The sequence below is a fragment of the Arthrobacter sp. 10N43 genome, assembly GCF_056394525.1.
In genome coordinates, this window is record NZ_JBFTIA010000010.1 from 86,400 (window position 1) to 106,359 (window position 19,960).

Consider the following 19,960-nt stretch of genomic DNA (forward strand, 5'->3'; position numbering starts at 1 on the left):
ATGAGCCTTTCACGGACCGCCGACACCAGGGGCGAGTACACCGTGGTGACGGCCCGGCACCCGTGGCGCTGGGTCGCCGCAGCGGCGGTGATCGCCGTCGTCGGTCTGCTCCTGCTGTCGGCCGTGACGAACCCGCGCTTTGGCTGGGACAAGGTGGCCTTGTACTTCCGGGACATCACAATCGTCAACGGCATTGGCATCACGCTGATGCTGACCGTCGTCTGCATGGCGGCCGGCGTCGGACTGGGCGTCATCCTGGCCGTCATGCAGCTCTCCACCAACCCGGTGGTCAAGGCCTCGGCCGGCATGTACGTGACGGCTTTCCGGGGCACCCCCGTGCTGGTCCAGCTGCTGTTCTGGTTCAATCTCTCGGCGCTGTACCCGGAAATCACGTTCGGCATCCCGGGCGTCAGCCTCGATGCCAACCAGCTCATCACGCCCCTTGCCGCGGCCATCCTGGGCCTGGGCCTCAACGAGGCGGCCTACATGTCCGAAATTGTCCGGGCCGGCATCCAGTCGATCGACCAGGGCCAAGGCGAGGCCGCGGGGGCGCTGGGCATGTCACGCCTGCAGACCCTGTTCCGGGTGATCCTGCCGCAGGCCATGCGGGTGATCATTCCCCCCACCGGCAACGAGTTCATCGGCATGCTGAAAATGACCTCGCTGGTCAGCGTCATCGCAGTCCCCGAGCTGCTGTATTCAGCCCAGATCATCTACTCCAAGAACCTCCAGGTGGTGCCGCTGCTGCTTGTGGCCAGCATCTGGTACATCATCGTCACCACCGTGTTCAGTGTGGGCCAGGGGTATTTGGAGCGGCGGTTCTCCCGCGGTACCTCCCGGTCCGTGCCGCCGTCGGCCGCCGAACGCCTGCGGCGTTTCTTCAGGATCCACTCCCCGCAAGCCTCAGGAAGGGGCGTTAAGTCATGACCATCGAGACAGCAGGGCCAAGGCCGCTGGTGCGGGCCGAGGGCGTCCGCAAGAGCTTTGGAACCAACGAGGTCCTCAAGGGCATCGATCTTGAAATCCGGCGCGGCGAGGTGGTCTGCATCATCGGCGCCTCCGGATCGGGAAAGAGCACCTTCCTGCGTTGCGTGAACCATCTGGAAAAGATCGACGGCGGCCTGCTCCGGGTGGAGGACCGCGTGGTGGGTTACCGGCTCAAAGGCCGCAAGCTGCACGAGCAGTCCCACAATGAGATCTGCGCCGACCGGAGCGACATCGGCATGGTGTTCCAGCACTTCAACCTGTTCCCGCACATGACCGTGCTGGAAAACCTCATGGAGGCCCCGCTGAGGGTGCTCAAACAGCGCAAGGACGAGGTCCGGCGCCGGGCGCTCGGGCTCCTGGACAAGGTGGGACTGGCGGAGAAGGCCCAGGCCTACCCGCGCCACCTCTCGGGCGGGCAGCAGCAGCGCGTGGCGATCGCCCGGGCACTCTGCATGGAACCGAAACTGATGCTCTTTGACGAGCCCACGTCCGCTCTGGACCCGGAACTCGTCGGCGAAGTCCTCCGCGTCATGAAGGATCTTGCCCGGAGCGGAATGACCATGATCGTTGTCACCCATGAAATGGGATTCGCCCGGGACGTCGCTGACCGTGTGGTGTTCATGCACGGCGGCCGGATCCTTGAGGAAGGCCCCGCCGAAGCGGTCATCAACCATCCGCAGCATGAACGGACGCGCGCCTTCCTGTCCGCGGTGCTCTAGTCCCTTAACCATCGAGTGCTCCCCACCGGCCCCCTGACCTCGCAAGCTCGGCCAGGGAACCCTCCCGGCGTGGGCCCAACCGCCCTTATGATGCTGCAAACGGCAGGTGCGGAGCACTCGATTGGGGTTGGGAACCCCTAGGCGTAGGCGTTGACCAGCCGGACGGCGCCCCCGTCGACGCCCTTGGCGCCCTGGACGTAGTCCGGGCCGGTCTTGACGATTGAATCCGAGTTCTCCTCGACGGTGCCCATGATCCAGGACGGAAGGCCACGGTCGTTGAGCCGGGTCACGGCGGCGTCGGCCGCTTCCGGCGACACAATCGCGACCATGCCCACGCCCAGGTTCAGGGTGCGCTCGAGATCGGCCAGCGGGACGTTGCCGAGCTCGGAAACCAGCTTGAAGATGGCCGGGAGTTCCCAGGTGGCGCGGTCCACGGTGGCCAGCAGGCCCTGCGGGAGGACCCGGGCCAGGTTGGCCGCGAGCCCGCCGCCGGTCACGTGGCTGAAGCCGTGGACGGCCTTGCCGGCCGCGGAGCCGTTCACCGGGAAGGTGCGGGCGAGGTCCAGGCAGTCCGCGGCGTAGACACGGGTGGGCTCGAGGAGCTCCTCGCCCAGGGTGCGGCCGAGTTCGGAGACCTGGCGGTCCAGGGCCCAGCCGGCGTGGTTGATGACGCGGCGGACCAGGGAGTAGCCGTTGGAGTGCAGGCCGGAGGAGGCCATGCCGATCACGACGTCGCCGGCGCGGACACGGTCCGGGCCAAGCAGCGCGTCGGCCTCGACAACGCCGGTGGCGGCACCGGCGACGTCGTATTCGTGCTCACCGAGCAGGCCCGGGTGTTCGGCGGTTTCGCCGCCCACCAGGGCGGTGCCGGCGACCGAGCAGGCGGCCGCGATGCCGCGGACGATGTCCGCGATGCGCTCCGGGACCACCTTGCCGCAGGCGATGTAGTCGGTCATGTACAGCGGCTCGGCGCCCACGACGACGATGTCGTCCACCACCATGCCGACGAGGTCGAAGCCGATGGTGTCGTGGATGTCCATGGCCTGGGCGATTGCCACCTTGGTGCCGACGCCGTCGGTGGACGTGGCCAGCAGCGGGCGCTTGTAGGTCAGGAGCCGGGAGACGTCGTAGAGGCCCGCGAACCCGCCGACGCCGCCGATCACCGAGGAGTTGTGCGTTGCCTTGACGGCATCCTTCATGAGTTCGACGGCGCGGTCTCCCGCTTCGACGTCGACGCCGGCGGAGGCGTAGGTGATGCCGGCGTTCTGGGCGGCGTTCATGTCAGCGGCCGGGGAGGCGGAAGTCATACTGGCTCTTTCTTGTCGGCTTTGGTGACGCGGTCGGCATCGGTGAGCAGTTCTTCGAATTCGGAGTCCGGTCCCGGATCGCAGCCCGTGGCGCCGGCCTTCTCGGCCGGATCGTCGGAGATCGAGGTGCCTGGTTCGGCGTCGGACGCCGTGGACCGGGCGGACGGCGCAGCGCCGGAGGCAGCCGTAGCGGGCAGTCCGCCGAGGTCCGTGCGCTCGAGCAGATTCTTGCCGAGCTTGTCCGCGCCGGGGAGCTCGATCGGGTACTTGCCGGTGAAGCAGGCCGTGCACAGGCGTTCGCGCGGCTGCCGGGTAGCCTCGATCATGCCGTCTTCGGAGATATAGGCGAGCGAGTCGGCGCCGATGGCCTGGGTGATTTCATCGATGGTGGCGCCGTTGGCGATCAGTTCCGCGCGGGAGGCGAAGTCGATGCCGTAGAAACACGGCCACTTGACCGGCGGGGAGGAAATCTTGATGTGGACGCTGGCGGCGCCCGCTTCCCGGAGCATCCGCACGATGGCGCGCTGGGTGTTGCCGCGGACGATCGAGTCGTCAACCACCACGACGCGCTTGCCGCGGATCACAGATTCCAGGGCGTTGAGCTTGAGGCGGATACCGAGCTGGCGCAGGGTCTGTGAGGGCTGGATGAACGTGCGGCCCACGTAGGAGTTCTTGACGAAACCGTGCGCGAAGGGGATGCCGGATTCCTCGGCGTAGCCCACGGCCGCGGGGGTGCCCGATTCCGGCACGGGGATGACGATGTCCGCTTCCTGGGTGTTTTCGCGGGCCAGCTGGCGGCCCATTTCCACGCGGGACTCGTACACCGAGCGGCCCGCGATGGAGGCGTCCGGGCGGGCGAGGTACACGTATTCGAAGACGCAGCCGGCCGGGGTCGACTCGGCGAAGCGCTGGGAGCGGACGCCGTCCTCGTCGATGGCGATGAACTCGCCGGGTTCGATTTCGCGGATGAAGCTGGCGCCGACGGTGGCGAGGGCGGACTGCTCGGAGGCAACCACCCAGCCGCGTTCCAGCCGGCCGAGGCACAGCGGACGGATCCCGTAGGTGTCACGGGCCGCGTAGAGGGTGCCCTCGTCCATGAAGACGAAGCAGAAGCCGCCCTTGATCTTGGGCAGCAGCTCCATGGCGGTCTCTTCGAGGGACTTGCCCTCCTCGCCCTCCAGGAGCGCCGTGACCAGCGCCGTGTCCGAGGTGTTGCCCTGCTTCATCTCGCCGCTGAGCTGGCCGCCGTTGCGGTCCTCGATCATCGCCTTGAGCTCGGCCGTGTTGGTCAGGTTGCCGTTGTGGGCCAGCGCCACGGTGCCCGTGGCGGTCGCGCCCAGGGTGGGCTGGGCGTTGGCCCAGTGGCTGGCGCCCGTAGTGGAATAGCGGCAGTGGCCGACGGCCAGGTGCCCGGTCAGGGTGTTCAGCGTGGTCTCGTCGAAGACCTGGGAAACGAGGCCCATGTCCTTGTAGACGTTGATCCGCTTGCCGTCGCTGGTTGCTATGCCAGCCGACTCCTGACCACGGTGCTGCAATGCATACAGCCCGTAATAGGTAAGTTTTGCTACTTCTTCACCGGGTGCCCAGACCCCGAAGACGCCGCATGCGTCCTGAGGGCCTTTTTCGCCTGGGAGAAGATCATGAGAAAGTTTTCCATCGCCGCGTGCCACTGGTCGATTATCTCACGATGTGCGCTAAGACTTTTCCGGCCGCCGGTTTATGACCTGCCGCCCGGCTCAGGTGCTGCTCAGGCAGGGTGCAGGTGCGCTTGGGCGCCGGCTCAGGCGCCGTTTTCGTCGTCGTCGGCGTCAGGTGCGGACTCGACGACGGCGTGCTCGGTGCGGCGGACGCTCAGCCGGTCCAGCACCAGGGCCACCGCGGCACCCAGGATGACGCCGCCGGCAGCGCACAGGACCATGAAGAAACCGAAGACCGAGCCGCGGTCGTAGCTGGCGTCACCGGGGAGGGCGTAGGCGATGATGGCCGCGACGGCCACGCCCACGAGCCCGCCCAGGATCAGGAAGGGCACATACTTTGGCGCCCGGCGGACGGTGACCTCGCGGCGCTCCGGAACGCCGCCTGGAACGCTGCCCGGGGCAGGTTCCCGTTGGGGGTCGGAGCCTGCGGTGCCGGGTGTTTCGTGGGAAGACATGCCGTTAAGCCTACTGCCCCCGGACTCATTGCCGGGGCCCGGTTCCCGGGGCAGACTAGGGGATGGGGGAGGGCCAGCTACAGACGAGCTAAGGAACCGCCATGTTAGCCTCGGCCGACCGCGTTCGTGACCAGCAGCGCATGATCTGGAACGAGTTCTCGGCGGGCTGGCACAAATGGGACGCGGAACTGCTCGGCTGGCACGCTCCGTTCGGGGAGGCCTTGCTCGAGGAGCTGCGGCTGCGCCCTGACTCCCGGGTGCTGGATGTCGCGGCCGGCACTGGCGAACCTGGTCTCAACGTGGCCGGACAGGTGCCGGAGGGCAGGGTGGTCCTGGCCGACATCTCGTCGGGGATGCTCCGCGTGGCCGAGGAGAAGGCAGCGGTCCGGGGCCTGCAGAACCTGGACTTTCAGGTTTGCGATGCTGCCGCGATGCCCTTTGGGAACAGCACGTTCGACGTCGTGTACTGCCGCTTCGGGTTCATGTTCTTTCCCGTAATGTCCGCGGCCATGGCTGAGATGGCACGCACCGCCAAGCCGGGCGCCCGCGTTGGGGCCGTCGTCTGGGGACGCGCCGCCGCGAACCCGTGGGCCAGTTTGATCCTGGGCACGATTGCCCGGCATCGGGAACTTCCCATTCCGCCCGCAGGGACTCCCGGGCTGTTCCGCTGCGCACCCACCGGGTTCATGGCCCGCCTGTTCAAGGACGCCGGGCTCGCGGACGTGTCCGAGCGCCAGGTCAGCGCCGAGCTGGTGCATGAATCCCCCGACAGCTACTGGGAATTCATGACCGACATCGCGACCACCGTGGCGATGGGGCTGGCCAAGGCGGACGCCGAGTCGCGGGCCCTGATCCGCCAGGACGTGTTCGCGCTGCTGGGCCGCTACGAGCACGACGGCGCGATCCGGCTCCGCTCGACCGCCACCGTGGTGTCCGGGACCAAGGTGTAGCTAGGCGGGCGACGCCGGGCCGGACGCGTCCGCGATGATCGCGCGCACGCTGTTGTTGCGCTTCTCGTGGGTGAGTTCCACCAAGCCCAGGGCCTCGAGCAGGGGCGGCAGGTACATCCCAAACCGTCCCCGGTAGCCCTTGCGCAGGCCGTACCAGCCGCCCACAGGGTTTTCGGGGTCCCGGCCCCAGGCTTCCACTGTCCCTTCGGCCGCCGGCTTGTTTTCGTCGGCGGCGCCCAAGGGAACCCAGTCCACCTTCTCCATCAGCCAGAGGTGCACGTCATCCAGTGCCCGGAGGTGGTATTTGAGTGTGGTGGATCCGACCTGGCACACCAGCGCCGGCGGATCGGACTCCTCGTCGCGGTACATCGAATACTCCGAGGTGCCCGGGGCCGTCCTGAGCTGCCAGGGATCCTGCTTGGTGCCGTTTGCCACGCCGTGCCCGCCTTCTGTCCGGCCGGATGCCCGGCGCCGATGGTCCGAGCCTACCGAGCCATCCGGCGCGGTGCGAGGCAAACTTGCGGGAGGGAACGATTGGGCGTCAGACGCCCAGTTCTTCCTTCAGCGCCGCGACGTGGCCCTGGGCCTTGACCTGGTACCGCGCCAGCTTCACCTTGCCCTCGGGATCCAGCACCACGGTGGAGCGGACGATGCCCTCCGTCACCTCGCCCTGGACCAGCTTCTCGCCCCACGCGCCGTAGGCGAGGGCGACGGCGTGGTCCTCGTCGGCCAGCAGCGGGAACGTCAGGGCGAAGTCGCCCGTGAAGTGGGCCAGGGCCTCAGGGGCGTCGGGGGAGATGCCCAGTACCTCGTAGCCGGAGCCCTGCAGGGAGGCAAGGTTGTCGCGGAAGTCGCAGGCCTCGGTGGTGCAGCCGGGGGTCGCGGCCTGGGGGTAGAAGTACACAATGACGTTCTTGCCGCGATAGTCGGCCAGCGAAACCGACTTGCCTTCGGCGTCGGGCAGCGTGAAGTCCGGGGCCGGCGTGCCGGGCTGGAGCTTGACGGTCATGTTTGCGCTCATGATGATCCTTCGGGGAGTGGACAACGGGTCTGTGATGCACAACATCGTTGGCCGAGGCTGTATTCCGCCGCCTGAGCCTACCAAGGACCGGTCCCGGGGCTGCATTGGAAGGCCGCCAATGACGGCTTATTCATAGCTCGGGCACAGCTGCAGTGGCTAGCGTGGAGCACCATGGAACAGCAGACACCACCGCAGCGACGACCCGGATTCCGGCGCGGTGCCGGACGCAGGCCCCGCCGAATGGCCGTCCGGCCGCGGATCCTGGTGGGGGCGGTCTGTGCCGCAGTGCTCGCCGTCGCGCTGGCGGCTGGGTTCTTCTCGGCCGCGGAGGGACGGACCCTGACAGCCGCCGGCGGCCTGTCCGCGGCCAGTCCGGCAACGGGCGGCGGCGCCTCGGCGTCGGGCGGTGTCGAGGCCTCTGCGGAAGCTTCAGCGAGTGCTTCGGCCCCTGCATCCAAGCCGGCGGCGGGCACGGTGGACGCGGCACTGGACGCGCGCATCCAGGCCATCCTGGATGCCAACAGCCAGTACCAGATCGGCGTGGCCCTGATGGACGTGTCTTCCGGAGCGGATCCCGCGGAGGTCCATGAATACGGGGTCCGGGAGAACTTCGTGGCGGCCAGCACCGCCAAGGTCCTGGCCGCCGCAGCCTACTACCACCTGGTCGAAACGGGCGCGGCAAGCCTCGATGATCCTTTGGGGGCCTACACGGCCGGGTTCCAGCTGCGCGAGATGGTCCAGCAGAGCGACAACGACTCGTGGTCGCTCATCATGGACGCGGTGGGCCACTCGGAACTGACGGACTACGCGGCGTCGCTCGGCGTGGACTACGACCCGGAAACCAACACCTTGACCCCGGCGGAGATGACCAGGATCCTGGCGGGGATCTATTCCGGGACGCTCCTGGATGCCGATGACACCGCCCAGTTGTTGTCCTACATGCAGGACACGAACTACGAAACGCTCATTCCCGCCGCGGTGCCGGACGGGATCACGGTCTTCCACAAGTACGGGCTGCTGGACGATGAACTGCACGACGCCGGCATCCTCGCCCGGGACGGCACCGCCTACGCCCTGGTCATCTACACCAAGGGCCAGGACCTGAGTGACGTCCCGGAACGCACCGAGGTGATTCATCAGCTGACCCAGGCGGTGGCGGGCGCCCTGTTCTAGGCCGCCCAGGGCGGAGAGCGGCGTGATGTCGGAAATCGGCGGCGGAATCGGACCACCGCACCGCGGATCCGCGGCACCCTCGTCCGAAACCCGGGCAGAAATCCGAACACGGCGCGCGGACCACGCATCGGCGCCTAAATGCCGAGCTCCTCCCGCAGCGCCCGCACGTGGCCCTGCGGACTGACCTGGTACTGCGCCAGGACCACCAAGCCGTCGGGATCGACCACCACGGTGGACCGGACCGTTCCTTCACGGACCTCGCCGTCCACCAGCTTCTCGCCCCAGGCGCCGTAGGCGAGTGCCACGGCGTGGTCCTCGTCGGCGAGCAGGGGGAAGGTCAGCGCATGCTCGGCGGCGAAGGCGGCCAGGGCCTCGGGGGCGTCGGGGGAGATGCCCAGGACCTCGAAGCCTGCGCCTTGGAGGGAGGCGAGGCTGTCGCGGAAGTCGCAGGCCTCGGTGGTGCAGCCGGGGGTGGCCGCGCGGGGGTAGAAGTACACAATGACGTTCTTGCCGCGGTAGTCGGCCAGGGAAATCCGGCGGCCTTCGGCGTCAGGCAGCGCGAACCCCGGCGCCGGGGTTCCCTTCTGCAGTTTGGTGATGCTGTTCAGTTTGGCGGCGGGCAGGTTGGTAGCCACGGTGGATTGCATGGAGGTTCCTTCGATACGGGGGTCGGGATGGGTGGGGCGCCGGGTCTCAGATAGGGGGTCTCAGATAGCAGGTTTCAGATGCTGAATTCCGCGGGTCCGCGCACCGTCGCCCGCGGGCCGGGGACGAAGCGGTAGCCGCCGCTGCGGACGGTGACGACGGCGTGCCGGCAGCCCTTGAGTTTGCGGCGCAGCCGGCCGACATACACGTCGATGGACCGGGTCGCGGCGCCGGGGGTGTCGAACGCGTCGAGGCAATGCTGCAGTTCCTGCCGGCTCACCGTGCGGGAGCAGTTCTGCACGAGGCATCGCAGGAGCATGAATTCCAGCTCCGTCAGGGGCACCCGCTCGCCGTCGAGCCTGGCATCCCCGGCGGCGAGGTCGACGGCGAGCCGGCTGATGCTGCCAGGGACCGGAGCAAGGACGGGCGCAGCGCCCGGCGCAGCGCCCGCCCCGCCGTCGTCTGCGGGGGACAGGACGACGGCGGACGTTGCGGCTCCGGCGGCGGGCCTAAAGTGGACTTCCGCCTCCGGAGCACATCTGAGGGCGCGGCCGAGCACGAGTTCGGCCGCGCGGGCCAGGCAGGCCGGGTCAATGTCGGCGTCGTCCGGGACGGTGACCCAGACCGCGAGCCCCTTCGCGGTGAGGCCGGCCTGCCGCGCCACTCCGTTGGCCTGCCGTGCCTGCCGTGCCTGTCCGTTGTGGTTGACCCGTCCGTGAACGGCGGGCGCGGTGCCGGCCACCGCCGCCTGGCTCACACGCCGCCGCGGCGGATCAGCTTGCCGGTCGGAGTCCGGCCGTCGACCAGGGTGCCGCGGAGGTAGGTCCGGCGGACGACGCCGGAAAGCGCCTTGCCGTCGTACGGGGTGATGGGGTTCTTGTGCTTGAGCTTGGAGACATCCACCACGAACGCCTCGTCCGGGGCAAAGACGGCGAGGTCCGCGTCGTACCCCAGCGCCAACTGGCCCTTGTTGCCCAGCCCGGCGAGCTCGGCCGGCTTGGCCGCCATCCAGGAAACCACCTGCTCCAGGGAGATGCCGCGGTGCCGGGCCTCGGTCCAGACCAGCGACAGGCCCAGCTGCAGCGAAGAGACGCCGCCCCAGGCCACGGCGAAGTCACCGTTTTCCAGGTCCTTCAAATCCAGGGTGGACGGGGAGTGGTCCGAGACGATGCAGTCGATGGTGCCGTCCTGCAGGCCGGCCCACAGCAGTTCGCGGTTCGAGGCCTCGCGGATCGGCGGGCAGCACTTGTAGGCTGTGGCGCCGTCCGGGATTTCCTCGGCCGTCAGCGTCAGGTAATGAGGGCACGTTTCCACCGTGAGGCGGACGCCGTCGCGCTTGGCGCTGGCGATCATGGGCAGGGCGTCGGAGGAGGACAGATGCAGGATGTGGGCGCGGACGCCGGTCCAGCGGGCCCGTTCAATGACCTCGGCGATGGCCTTGTTCTCGGCGCCGCGGGGGCGGGAGGCCAGGAACGTGGAGTAGTGGTCGCCGCCCGGGTGCGGGGCGTGGTCGATCGCGTGGGAGTCCTCGGCGTGGACGATCATGAGCGAGTCGAAGGACTTGAGCTCGGCCATGTCCTCTTCCATCTCGTCCGCTTCCAGGTGCGGGAACTCGTCCACACCGGAGTGCAGCAGGAAGCATTTGAAGCCGAAGACGCCCTCGTCATGCAGTGGCCGCAGTTCACTTTTGTTGCCGGGGATGGCTCCGCCCCAGAAGCCGACGTCCACGAACGCCTGGTCCCCGGCCACCTCGCGCTTGAGTTTGAGGCCCTCCACCGTGGTGGTGGGTGGGATGGAATTCAGCGGCATATCGATGATGGTGGTGACGCCGCCGGCCGCGGCCGCCCGGGTGGCGGACGCGAAGCCCTCCCACTCGGTGCGGCCGGGCTCGTTGACGTGGACATGGGTGTCCACGAGACCCGGCAGAAGGGTTTCGTCGTCGGCGAGCTCGATCACTTCACGGCCGGAGAGGCCGTTGCCCAGCGGCTCGATCGCGACGATCACGCCGTCGCGGATGCCGACTTCCCGTGCGACGATGCCAGCCGTAGTCAGGACGCGCCGGCCGCGGAAGACTAGGTCGTAGGACTCTTCAGACACTGAGGGTCTCCTTTCCCGGAGCACTGTCCAAGGCGCGGGCGCCCTGCGCTGAGTACGCCACGTTGGTCAATTGCTCACCGAGTTGCTGTCCGAGGCGCTCCAGGAGCGGAGCAGCCTCGGCTATACATGTGTCTACATTGCTTTCCAGTTCCGTCAAAGCGTGGACCGCCAGGAATCCGGAACTGCTGATCTGCTCCGGGCTCAGGACCGAGCGGCCGCAGACCGCGACCGCAGGGACCCCGGCCCGGCGGGCCGCCCGGGCCACGCCCACCGGAGTCTTGCCCAGCAGGCTTTGTTCATCGAGGCTGCCTTCGCCGGTGATCACCAGGTCAGCACCGGCCAGCCGCTCCGCCAGCCCGGTGAATTCAAGGACGACGTCGATGCCCGGCCGGCGAGTCGCAGCCAGTACCGCGATGGCGGCGTAGCCCGCGCCGCCTGCCGCTCCGGCGCCCGGAGCCTCAGCGGCCTTGCGTGCCCGCGGCCCGATTTCGGCCGAGAGCACATCCACGAAATGGGCCAGGGCGGCGTCGAGGACCGCTACATCCTCCGGCGTGGCACCCTTCTGCGGGCCGAAGATCGCCGCCGCGCCCTGGGGGCCGAGCAGCGGGTTGTCGACGTCGCTGGCGAGCACGAAGCGTGCCTCGTCCAGGCGGGCATCGAAACCGGAGAAATCGATCCAGTCCAGCCTGGCCAGGGCCGCGCCGCCGGGCGGCAGTTCGTTGCCGTCGGCGTCGAGGAACTTGGCGCCGAGTCCCTGCAGGACCCCGGCGCCGCCGTCGGTGTTGGCGCTGCCGCCGACGCCGAGGATGATCTGCCGGCACCCGGCGTCGAGTGCTGCCCGGATCAGTTCGCCGGTGCCCAGGCTGGTGGCGCCCGTGGCGTCCTTGAGGCCGTCGGGCAGGACGGCGAGCCCGGACGCGGCGGCCAGCTCAATGACGGCCTCGCGTCCGCGGACCGCGAATTCGGCCCGGAGCGGGGCGCCGGTGGGGCCGCTGACAGTGGCGCTGCGGCGGGTGAAGCCGGAGCCGACGGCGGCATCGAGGGTGCCCTCGCCGCCGTCGGCCACGGGAATCCGCAGGACGTCCAGGTTGCCGCCGCACGCCCGCTGCAGCCCCGCTTCCAGGTGCCGGGCAACGTCCGGGGCCGAGAGCGATCCCTTGAACTTGTCCGGCGCTATGACGACGCGCATCTCAGGCCTGCAGGGCCAGGATGGCGGTGGGGGCGTCCTCGGCGGTCTCGGCCAGGGCCTCGAACTCGTTGACGGCGTTGATCTCGGTGCCCATGGAGATGTTGGTGATCTTCTCCAGGATCACTTCGACCACCACGGGAACCTTGAACTCGCCCATGAGCGCCTTGGCCTTGCCGAACGCGGCGGGCAGGTCCTCCGGGGTTTCCACCCGGATGGCCTTGCAGCCCAGGCCCTCGGCCACCTTGATGTGGTCCACGCCGTAACCGCTGGCGGTTGCCGAGAGCTCGGTGGAGTTGATGTTTTCAAAGGCCAGGGACACGTTCTGTTCCATGTTGAACCCGCGCTGGGACTGGCGGATCAGGCCGAGGTAGGAGTTGTTGACCACCACGTGGATGTACGGCAGGTTGAACTGCGCGCCCACGGCCAGTTCCTCGATCATGAACTGGAAATCGTAGTCACCGGACAGGGCCACCACGGTCTCGTCCGGCTTGCCGCGGACCACGCCCAGCGCGGCGGGGGCAGTCCAGCCCAGCGGGCCCGCCTGACCGGCGTTGATCCACTTGCGCGGGCCGAACACGTGCAGCATCTGGGCGCCGGCGATCTGGGCCAGGCCGATGGTGGACACGTACGTGGTGTCGCGTCCAAATGAACGGTTCATTTCCTCGTACACGCGCTGGGGCTTGATCGGGACGTTGTCGAAGTGGGTCTTGCGGTGCAGGGTGGCTTTGCGCCCGGAGCATTCGGCCACCCAGGCGGCGTAGTCCGGCAGCGAGCCGGCGGCGCGGCGTTCCCGGGCCAGTTCCAGCAGGCCGTCCAGGGCGGCGCCGGCGTCGGAGGCGATGCCGAAATCCGGGGAGAACACGCGGCCGATCTGGGTGGGCTCGATGTCGATGTGCACGAAGGTGCGGTCGGCGGTGTAGGTGTCCAGTCCGCCGGTGTGGCGGTTGGCCCAGCGGTTGCCGATGCCGATCACAGCGTCGCTGCGCAGGAAGTTCTCGTTGCCGTAGCGGTGGCTGGTCTGCAGGCCCACCATGCCGGCCATCAGGGTGTGGTCATCCGGGATCGCGCCCCAGCCCATCAGGGTAGGGATGACGGGGACGTTCAGCAGTTCGGCCAGTTCCACGAGCTGCTCGGACGCGCCGGCGTTGATGATGCCGCCGCCGGCCACGATCAGCGGGCGCTCGCCGGCGGTGAGCATGTCCAGGGCCTTTTCCAGCTGCTTCCGGCTGGCCCGGGGCTTCTCCACGGGCAGCGGCTCGTAGGTGTCGATGTCGAATTCGATCTCTGCCATCTGCACGTCGATCGGCAGGTCCAGCAGCACGGGGCCGGGCCGGCCGGAGCGCATCAGCGCGAAGGCCTTCTGGAAGGCGCCGGGGACCTGGCCCGGTTCCAGGATGGTCATGGCCAGCTTGGTGACGGGCTTGGCGATGGACTCGATGTCCACGGCCTGGAAGTCCTCTTTGTGCAGCTTGGCGACGGGGGCCTGGCCGGTGATGCAGAGCATCGGGATGGAATCAGCCCATGCCGCGTACAGGCCGGTGATCATGTCCGTGCCGGCGGGGCCGGACGTGCCGATGCAGATGCCGATGTTGCCGTCCTTCGCCCGGCTGTAGCCGTCAGCCATGTGGCTGGCGCCTTCAACGTGGCGGGCCAGGGTGTGGCGGATACCGCCGTGGGCCCTCATGGCCGAGTAGAACGGGTTGATCGCCGCGCCTGGCAGGCCGAACGCCTCGGTGGCGCCCTCCTTTTCCAGGATGGCGACGGCTGCGTCTACGGTGCGCATCTTCGTCATGGTGTGCTCCTTGAAAGTCTGTTTTTGGGTGTGGTGGGGGAGCCGCCGTCGTTGATGTTCGACGGCGGTTGCTCGGTTTTGTGTTTTATCCGGCCGCCGCCGGAGGTGCTCCTGCTGGCGGCCCGGTTAGTTCGGCCTGGTTTCTTTCGGCCTGGTTACTTCCGGCCGCTGAGCTGGAGGACCTGCTTGAAGAGTCCCGAGTGGTCCAGGCCGCCGTCGCCCTGGTTGACGGTCGCGGCGACGAGCTGCGCGACGACGGCGCCGAGGGGGACGGCGACGTTGGCCTCGCGGGCGGCGGCGGTGACGATGCCGAGGTCCTTGTGGTGCAGGGCCAGGCGGAAGCCGGGATCGAAGTTGCGGTCCAGCATCTTCTGGCCCTTCTGCTCCAGGACCTTGGACCCGGCCAGGCCGCCGCCGAGGACCTTGAGGGCGGCGTCCGTGTCCACGCCGTAGGCCTCGAGGAAGGCGATCGCCTCGCCGAGGACTTCGATGTTGACGGCCACGATCAGCTGGTTGGCTGCCTTGACGGTCTGGCCGGAGCCGGAGGGACCGACGTGGACGATCGTCTTGCCGACGGCGGCCAGGACTTCCCCGGCGGCCTCGAAGTCGGCGGTGTCGCCGCCCACCATGATGGAAAGCGCGGCGTCGATGGCGCCCTGTTCGCCGCCGGAGACCGGGGCGTCGAGGGGGCGGATCCCTGCGGCCCTGGCGTCGTCGGCCAGGCGTGTGGCGACGTCGGGGCGGATGCTGCTGGCATCGACCCACAGGGTGCCCTTGCGGGAGTTGGCGAAGACGCCGTCGGGGCCGCTGACCACGGCTTCGACGTCGGGGGAGTCCGGCACCATGGTGATGACGACGTCGGCGTCCTTGACGGCCTCGGCGATGCTGCCGGCACCGCGGCCGCCTTCGGAGACCAGCTTGTCGATCTTGTCCTGGCTGCGGTTGAAGCCCGTGACCGTGTGGCCGGCCTTGACGAGGTTGATGGCCATGGGCAGGCCCATGATGCCGAGTCCGATGACTGAAACGTTGCTCATAGTGGTTCCTTTACTGAAGTCTCTTGGTGCCGGTGCCGGTGCAGGCGGGGGCGCGGGTGCTGGGGATCAGCCGGCGGCGTGCTGGCGGATGGCCCAGCTGAAAGCGGTTTCCGCCGGCTCCTTGTATTCGAGGCCGATGTTGCCCGCGTAGCCGAGTTCGCGGCTGCGGGCGATCCATTCGCCGAGGGGAAGCTGCCCGGTTCCGGGAGCCCCGCGGCCGGGGTTGTCGGCGATCTGGATGTGGCCGAAGTCCTTCGCGTGCTTTTCGATGACGGCGGCGACGTCGTCGCCGTTCACGGCCAGGTGGTAGAAGTCGGCGAGGAGCTTGATGTTCCCGGCGCCGGATTCGCTCTTGACCCGGGCAATGACGTCGAGGGCGTCCTGGGCCTTCAGCAGCGGATAGCGGGGTGCGCCGCTGACGGGTTCCAGGAGGACGGTGCCGCCGATGCGGGCGACGCCGTCGGCCGCCGTCGCGAGGTTTTCGGCGCCAATGGCGTCCTGCTTCTGTGCGGATTCGCCGTCAATGCGGTTGCCGTAGAGGGCGTTGAAGGCCTTGCAGCCGAGGCGCTCACCGATCCCGGCGACGACGTCGACGTTGTCCAGGAATTCGGCCGAGCGTGCGGGCCATGAGACCAGGCCGCGGTCACCGCCCGGCATGTCGCCGGCATTGAAGTTCAGGCCGGTGAGCTGCACGCCGGCGTCGGTGATGGCGTTCTCAAACCGGGTGACCTGGGCGTCCGTGGGGACGGAGGTCTCGAAGGGCCACCAGAATTCGACGGCGTCAAAGCCGGCGGCCTTCGCCGCGGCGGGGCGTTCGAGCAGGGGGAGCTCCGTCAGGAGGATGGAGCAGTTCACGGAGTACGTCATTGTGGATTCCTTCGGACTGGCATATTTCGTATTGTGGAAACAATATCTTGCTCTATGAAAAGTTTAGGCGTGTGACGGGTGGCAGTCAACCCTGTTGCGGCGACGGTTGGGCGGAAATAGCCCTCCCGTGTTAACAAAGCCTCCGGCAACGGCTGTGCGGCTTAAACCGAAGTGCCCCGGCCATGGGAGGCCGGGGCACTTCGGTTTGGCTGCACAGCTGCGGAACTCAGGTCAGGCGGATCTGGCGGTTGACGTCCTTGTACAGCAGGTACCGGAAGTTGCCCGGGCCGCCGGCGTAGCAGGCCTGCGGGCAGAAGGCGCGCAGCCACATGAAGTCGCCGGCCTCCACCTCCACCCAGTCGTCATTGAGCCGGTAGACGGCCTTGCCTTCCAGGACGAAGAGCCCGTGTTCCATGACGTGGGTTTCCGCGAAGGGGATGGAGGCGCCGGGCTTGAGGGTGACGATGTTGACGTGCATGTCGTGGGCCAGGTCCTCCGGGTCCACAAAGCGGGTGGTGGCCCAGGCGCCGTCGGTGTCGGGCATGGCCCGCGGTTCGACGTCCTGGTCGCGCGTCACGAAGGATTTCGCCGTGTAGCCCTCCAGCGGCTCGTAGGCCTTCCGGATCCACTGGAAGCTGGCGATCTCGCCGGACTCGTTCGCCACGGACCACTGGGCTCCGGCGGCAAGGTAGGCGTAGCCGCCTTCTCCCAGCTTGTGGATTTCCCCCTCGAGGGTCAGGGAAAGGGCGCCCTTGGTCAGGAAGATGACGCCTTCGACGCCGGCCTCGGGCTCGGGCTTATCCGCGCCGCCGCCCGGGCCTACTTCGACAATCAGCTGCGAGAACGTGGTGGCAAAGCCGGCGATGGGCCGGGCAATGATCCAGGACCGGGTGTTGGTCCAGCCCGGCAGCTTGCTGGTGACGATGTCCCGGAGCACGCCCTTGGGAATGACCGTGTAAGCCTCCTTGACCACGGCGCGGTCGGAGAGGATCTGGGTCTGCGGCGGAAGCCCGCCCTCGGGGTAGAAGTAGTTGCTCATGAGTGTGCTCCTTCTGCAGAGGGGGTGGAGGTGTTGGCCAGCCGCGGATGGGCCAGCACGGTGAGTTGGGGGAGTCCGACGCCGGCCAGGGCCAGGACTTCATCGGCGCCGACGGCGCCGCACTGGACGCCGCGCAGCACGAAGGCTGCGAGGGCGCGGGCCGTGGCGGGCTCGTCCATGACGCCGCCGGCGGTCTGTTCGACGTAGTTGCGGAGCCGGGCCGCGGCGGCGGGAAGCCCCTGCCGGTAGAAGGCGTAGGTCGCGGTGAACCGGCTGGGCAGCTGGGCGGGGTGGAGGTCCCAGCCCTGGTAGTAGCCGCGTTCCAGCGACCGGCGGACCAGCCGGCCGTGGAGCTGCCAGGCCTGCTCCACGTTCTCGCCCACCGGGATGATGTTGGTGGAACCGTCCGAGAGCCGGATGCCCGTGCCGGCCACGGCAAGCTGCATGACTTCCTTGGCGAAGTCCGCCACGGGATGTTCCATGGACTGGTATTCGGCGGAGATCTGCAGCGATGCGGAGTAGTCGTAGGTGCCGTAGTGCAGCCCGCTGATCCGGCCGGGCACCGCGTGCGGCAGGCGCGCCACCGGCGAGGTACCGTCCGGGCCCAGGATGAGCTGAGGGGTTTCCACCTGCACCTCAAAGCGGAGCCGGCCCGCGGGCAGTGAGTGGACTTCCTCGAGGCGTGACACGGCGAAGTCCATGGCCTCCACCTGCGCCACAGTGGTGACCTTGGGCAGGGTGAGGATGAGCCCGTCCGGCAGTTCGCCGGCCGCGGCCAGGTGCGAGACGAAGAGATCCAGGGTCCGCAGGCCCCGGGCGCGGGTGGCGGCCTCGAAGCACTTGAAGCGGATCCCGATGAAGGGCGGCGCGGTCCCGGCGGCCACGGCGGCGGCCACGGCGGACGCCGCGGTGAGCGCGGCGGCGTCCTCGGCGTCGTCGCCCCGATCGCCGAACCCGTCCTCAAAGTCCAGGCGGAGGTCCTCGATCGGCTCGCGCGCGAGTTTGGCCCGGACCCGCGGTGCGACGGCGGCGGCCAGTCCGGCCTCCTGTCCCTGCAGCGAGCACAGGCTTTCGACGCCGCCACGGGCCTCGACCGCGGCCAGGGCCTGGGCGCCCCAGTCGGCAGTGAACTCCGGGCTGAAGCGGTCGGCCGGGACGTAGACGGTGTGCACCGGCTGGCGGGAGCCGTCGTCGCCCGGGTAGCTGCGCTCCAGGAGCAGGTCGGTGTCGGCGAGCCGCGCATCGATCCGGGCGAGGTCGGCCCGGGAGAGGGCAGTCGTCAGGGAACCCTGGCTGCGCGGTTGGGGCTGCGTCTGTGGATGCGGCTGGGCGCTGGCGGAGGTGGCTGCCATGCCTCAGCCCACCAGCTCGTACGCCGGCGTGGTGAGGAAGTCGGTGTAGTCCTCGGACAGGCAGATGTCACCGATCAGGCGGCTGGCCGGCAGGTAGTGCCGGGCGAAGGCTTCCTCGCCCACCTCGCCGCGGAGCTTCTCGGTTTCCTCGGCCAGGATGGCAGTCACCAGCTCGCGGGTGACGGTCCGGCCGGTGTCGGCCAGCACCGAGTGGTTGCGGATCTGCTGCCAGACCTGGGACCGCGAGATTTCCGCCGTCGCGGCGTCCTCCATCAGGTTGTGGATGGCCACGGCGCCGTTCCCGGAGATCCAGACGGCGGTGTACGCGACGGCCACGTAGAGGTTCAGCCGCAGGCCGGCCTCTGTGACCTGGCCCTGGGCGGAGCGGATGTCCAGGAGCTGGTCCGCGGTGACGTTGACCTCGGGCCGCTGTTTGTCCAGCTGGTTGGGCCGCTCGCCCAGGACGGAGTCGAACACCTCGCGGCAGATCGGCACCAGGTCAGGGTGTGCCACCCAGGAGCCGTCGAAGCCGTCGCCGGCTTCGCGGGTCTTGTCCGCCCGCACCTTCTCGAAGGCCTGGGCGGTCACCTCGGGTTCGCGCCGGTTGGGGATCACTGCCGCCATGCCGCCCATGGCGAAGGCGCCGCGGCGGTGGCAGGTCTTGACCAGGAGCTCGGTGTAGGCCCGCATGAACGGTGCGGTCATGGCGACCGTGGCACGGTCGGGGAGGACGAAGCTTTCGCCGGCATCACGGAAGTACTTGATGATGCTGAACAGGTAGTCCCAGCGGCCGGCGTTCAGGCCGGAGGCGTGGTCGCGGAGCTCGTAGAGGATCTCGTCCATCTCGAAGGCCGCCGGGATGGTCTCGATCAGGACCGTGGCGCGGACGGTGCCCTGCGGGATGCCGAGGTAGTCCTGGGCGAAGACGAAGATCTCGTTCCACAGCCGGGCCTCGAGGTGGCTCTCCATCTTCGGCAGGTAGTAGTAAGGTCCGTGGCCGTTGTCCAGGAGCCGCCTGGCGGTGTGGAAGAAGTGCAGGCCAAAGTCCACCAGGGCGCCCACGGTGTGTTCCCCTCCGATCAGCAGGTGCCGTTCGGCCATGTGCCAGCCCCGGGGCCGGGCCACCACGACGGCGAGCGGGGCGTCGGTGCGCAGCGCGTATTCCTTGCCTTCGGGCGAGGTGTATTTCAGGGTGCCGTCGGCGGCGTCGCGGAGATTGAGGATCGACTCGACCACGTTGGACCAGGTGGGCGTGCTGGCGTCCTCGAGGTCGGCGAGCCACACCTTCGCGCCGGAGTTCAGGGCATTGATGGCCATCTTGGCCGGGGCGGCCGGTCCGGTCATCTCGACCCGGCGGTCCTGCAGGGCCTCGGGTGCCGGGGCCACGCTCCAGTCGGCGTCGCGGATCTCCTGGGTCTCCGGCAGGAAGTCCAGCCGGCCGGTCCGGGCGACGTGCTCGCGCTTGAGGGCGCGGGCCTTGAGGAGCTCGGCGCGGGTTCCGGCAAACCGGAGGTGGAGTTCTTCGACGAAGGCGAGGGCCTCCGGGGTCAGGATTTCCCCGGCCCGGTCGACGGGGTGGGGATCGGTGACGGTGAGAGCCATTTCTGGTCCTTTCCTAGGCTGCGAATAGGCTGCT

The 19,960-nt window shown here is 68.5% G+C and carries 19 protein-coding genes; 4 read left to right on the forward strand and 15 right to left on the reverse strand.

Annotated elements, in window-relative coordinates; all coding sequences use genetic code 11:
• Complete coding sequence (locus AC1DDO_RS17765; RefSeq protein ID WP_476972422.1) at window positions 1–927, forward strand: amino acid ABC transporter permease; 927 nt, start codon at window positions 1–3, stop codon at window positions 925–927.
• Entirely contained in the window at window positions 924–1,706 is a 783-nt protein-coding gene (locus AC1DDO_RS17770; protein ID WP_476972423.1) for an amino acid ABC transporter ATP-binding protein, read from the forward strand. The genes AC1DDO_RS17765 and AC1DDO_RS17770 overlap by 4 nt, the downstream gene beginning before the upstream one ends.
• Window positions 1,707–1,843: 137 nt before the next feature.
• Here AC1DDO_RS17770 and purM read toward each other — a convergent pair whose 3' ends face one another.
• The 3 genes from purM to AC1DDO_RS17785 form a co-directional block, all read right to left on the reverse strand.
• Window positions 1,844–3,013 (reverse strand): phosphoribosylformylglycinamidine cyclo-ligase, encoded by a 1,170-nt coding sequence (gene purM, locus AC1DDO_RS17775; protein WP_476972424.1) that lies wholly within the window; start codon window positions 3,011–3,013, stop codon window positions 1,844–1,846.
• Window positions 3,010–4,683: an amidophosphoribosyltransferase gene (purF, locus tag AC1DDO_RS17780; protein ID WP_476972425.1), complete on the reverse strand. Its 1,674-nt coding sequence runs from the start codon at window positions 4,681–4,683 to the stop codon at window positions 3,010–3,012. Before purF ends, purM begins: the two co-directional genes overlap by 4 nt.
• Before the next feature lie 110 nt (window positions 4,684–4,793).
• Window positions 4,794–5,165 (reverse strand): hypothetical protein, encoded by a 372-nt coding sequence (locus AC1DDO_RS17785; protein WP_476972426.1) that lies wholly within the window; start codon window positions 5,163–5,165, stop codon window positions 4,794–4,796.
• A 101-nt stretch (window positions 5,166–5,266) separates the two neighbouring features.
• On the opposite strand from AC1DDO_RS17785, the gene AC1DDO_RS17790 reads away from it, so the two are divergent.
• On the forward strand, window positions 5,267–6,115 hold the full coding sequence (locus AC1DDO_RS17790) for a class I SAM-dependent methyltransferase (RefSeq protein ID WP_476972427.1): 849 nt from the start codon (window positions 5,267–5,269) through the stop codon (window positions 6,113–6,115).
• Here the strand turns inward: AC1DDO_RS17790 and AC1DDO_RS17795 are convergent, their stop codons facing one another.
• Both AC1DDO_RS17795 and bcp (AC1DDO_RS17800) read right to left on the reverse strand, forming a co-directional pair.
• The gene (locus tag AC1DDO_RS17795; RefSeq protein ID WP_476972428.1) at window positions 6,116–6,550 is read right to left on the reverse strand and encodes a DUF6855 family protein; all 435 of its coding nucleotides are present in this window, start codon (window positions 6,548–6,550) and stop codon (window positions 6,116–6,118) included.
• Between the two features lie 106 nt (window positions 6,551–6,656).
• The gene (gene bcp, locus AC1DDO_RS17800) at window positions 6,657–7,136 is read right to left on the reverse strand and encodes a thioredoxin-dependent thiol peroxidase (RefSeq protein WP_476972429.1); all 480 of its coding nucleotides are present in this window, start codon (window positions 7,134–7,136) and stop codon (window positions 6,657–6,659) included.
• Window positions 7,137–7,376: 240 nt separating this feature from the next.
• On the opposite strand from bcp (AC1DDO_RS17800), the gene AC1DDO_RS17805 reads away from it, so the two are divergent.
• Complete coding sequence (locus AC1DDO_RS17805) at window positions 7,377–8,309, forward strand: serine hydrolase (protein WP_476972430.1); 933 nt, start codon at window positions 7,377–7,379, stop codon at window positions 8,307–8,309.
• A 134-nt stretch (window positions 8,310–8,443) separates the two neighbouring features.
• Here AC1DDO_RS17805 and bcp (AC1DDO_RS17810) read toward each other — a convergent pair whose 3' ends face one another.
• From bcp (AC1DDO_RS17810) to aceB, 10 genes are all read right to left on the reverse strand, one after another.
• On the reverse strand, window positions 8,444–8,956 hold the full coding sequence (gene bcp / locus AC1DDO_RS17810; protein ID WP_476972431.1) for a thioredoxin-dependent thiol peroxidase: 513 nt from the start codon (window positions 8,954–8,956) through the stop codon (window positions 8,444–8,446).
• A gap of 74 nt (window positions 8,957–9,030) precedes the next feature.
• Window positions 9,031–9,711, reverse strand: coding sequence for a winged helix-turn-helix domain-containing protein (locus AC1DDO_RS17815; protein WP_476972432.1), 681 nt, complete (start codon window positions 9,709–9,711; stop codon window positions 9,031–9,033).
• Complete coding sequence (gene allB, locus AC1DDO_RS17820) at window positions 9,708–11,051, reverse strand: allantoinase AllB (RefSeq protein WP_476972433.1); 1,344 nt, start codon at window positions 11,049–11,051, stop codon at window positions 9,708–9,710. The genes AC1DDO_RS17815 and allB overlap by 4 nt, the downstream gene beginning before the upstream one ends.
• The gene (locus tag AC1DDO_RS17825; protein WP_476972434.1) at window positions 11,044–12,240 is read right to left on the reverse strand and encodes a glycerate kinase; all 1,197 of its coding nucleotides are present in this window, start codon (window positions 12,238–12,240) and stop codon (window positions 11,044–11,046) included. The genes allB and AC1DDO_RS17825 overlap by 8 nt, the downstream gene beginning before the upstream one ends.
• A 1-nt stretch (window position 12,241) precedes the next feature.
• Entirely contained in the window at window positions 12,242–14,032 is a 1,791-nt protein-coding gene (gene gcl / locus AC1DDO_RS17830) for a glyoxylate carboligase (RefSeq protein ID WP_476972435.1), read from the reverse strand.
• Between the two features lie 155 nt (window positions 14,033–14,187).
• Entirely contained in the window at window positions 14,188–15,066 is an 879-nt protein-coding gene (locus tag AC1DDO_RS17835; protein ID WP_476972436.1) for a 2-hydroxy-3-oxopropionate reductase, read from the reverse strand.
• 66 nt (window positions 15,067–15,132) lie between these two features.
• Window positions 15,133–15,933 carry a hydroxypyruvate isomerase family protein gene (locus AC1DDO_RS17840; protein WP_476972437.1) on the reverse strand — a complete coding sequence of 267 codons (801 nt, stop codon included), beginning with the start codon at window positions 15,931–15,933 and terminating at the stop codon, window positions 15,133–15,135.
• Window positions 15,934–16,159: 226 nt separating this feature from the next.
• Window positions 16,160–16,972 (reverse strand): bifunctional allantoicase/(S)-ureidoglycine aminohydrolase, encoded by an 813-nt coding sequence (locus AC1DDO_RS17845; RefSeq protein WP_390206482.1) that lies wholly within the window; start codon window positions 16,970–16,972, stop codon window positions 16,160–16,162.
• Window positions 16,969–18,255 carry a DUF6986 family protein gene (locus AC1DDO_RS17850; RefSeq protein ID WP_476972451.1) on the reverse strand — a complete coding sequence of 429 codons (1,287 nt, stop codon included), beginning with the start codon at window positions 18,253–18,255 and terminating at the stop codon, window positions 16,969–16,971. Before AC1DDO_RS17850 ends, AC1DDO_RS17845 begins: the two co-directional genes overlap by 4 nt.
• A gap of 72 nt (window positions 18,256–18,327) precedes the next feature.
• Window positions 18,328–19,926 carry a malate synthase A gene (gene aceB, locus AC1DDO_RS17855; protein ID WP_476972438.1) on the reverse strand — a complete coding sequence of 533 codons (1,599 nt, stop codon included), beginning with the start codon at window positions 19,924–19,926 and terminating at the stop codon, window positions 18,328–18,330.
• Window positions 19,927–19,960: the final 34 nt, after the last annotated feature.

Bases quoted from the DNA above. Each gene is read 5' to 3' on its own strand.
- purM (WP_476972424.1), bottom strand. From the start codon at position 3,013: ATGACTTCCGCCTCCCCGGCCGCTGACATGAACGCCGCCCAGAACGCC.
- AC1DDO_RS17835 (WP_476972436.1), bottom strand. From the start codon at position 15,066: ATGAGCAACGTTTCAGTCATCGGACTCGGCATCATGGGCCTGCCCATG.
- bcp (WP_476972429.1), bottom strand. From the start codon at position 7,136: ATGAGCGCAAACATGACCGTCAAGCTCCAGCCCGGCACGCCGGCCCCG.
- AC1DDO_RS17770 (WP_476972423.1), top strand. From the start codon at position 924: ATGACCATCGAGACAGCAGGGCCAAGGCCGCTGGTGCGGGCCGAGGGC.
- aceB (WP_476972438.1), bottom strand. From the start codon at position 19,926: ATGGCTCTCACCGTCACCGATCCCCACCCCGTCGACCGGGCCGGGGAA.
- AC1DDO_RS17790 (WP_476972427.1), top strand. From the start codon at position 5,267: ATGTTAGCCTCGGCCGACCGCGTTCGTGACCAGCAGCGCATGATCTGG.
- AC1DDO_RS17785 (WP_476972426.1), bottom strand. From the start codon at position 5,165: ATGTCTTCCCACGAAACACCCGGCACCGCAGGCTCCGACCCCCAACGG.
- AC1DDO_RS17845 (WP_390206482.1), bottom strand. From the start codon at position 16,972: ATGAGCAACTACTTCTACCCCGAGGGCGGGCTTCCGCCGCAGACCCAG.
- AC1DDO_RS17805 (WP_476972430.1), top strand. From the start codon at position 7,377: ATGGCCGTCCGGCCGCGGATCCTGGTGGGGGCGGTCTGTGCCGCAGTG.
- AC1DDO_RS17840 (WP_476972437.1), bottom strand. From the start codon at position 15,933: ATGACGTACTCCGTGAACTGCTCCATCCTCCTGACGGAGCTCCCCCTG.
- bcp (WP_476972431.1), bottom strand. From the start codon at position 8,956: ATGCAATCCACCGTGGCTACCAACCTGCCCGCCGCCAAACTGAACAGC.
- AC1DDO_RS17825 (WP_476972434.1), bottom strand. From the start codon at position 12,240: ATGCGCGTCGTCATAGCGCCGGACAAGTTCAAGGGATCGCTCTCGGCC.
- AC1DDO_RS17765 (WP_476972422.1), top strand. From the start codon at position 1: ATGAGCCTTTCACGGACCGCCGACACCAGGGGCGAGTACACCGTGGTG.
- gcl (WP_476972435.1), bottom strand. From the start codon at position 14,032: ATGACGAAGATGCGCACCGTAGACGCAGCCGTCGCCATCCTGGAAAAG.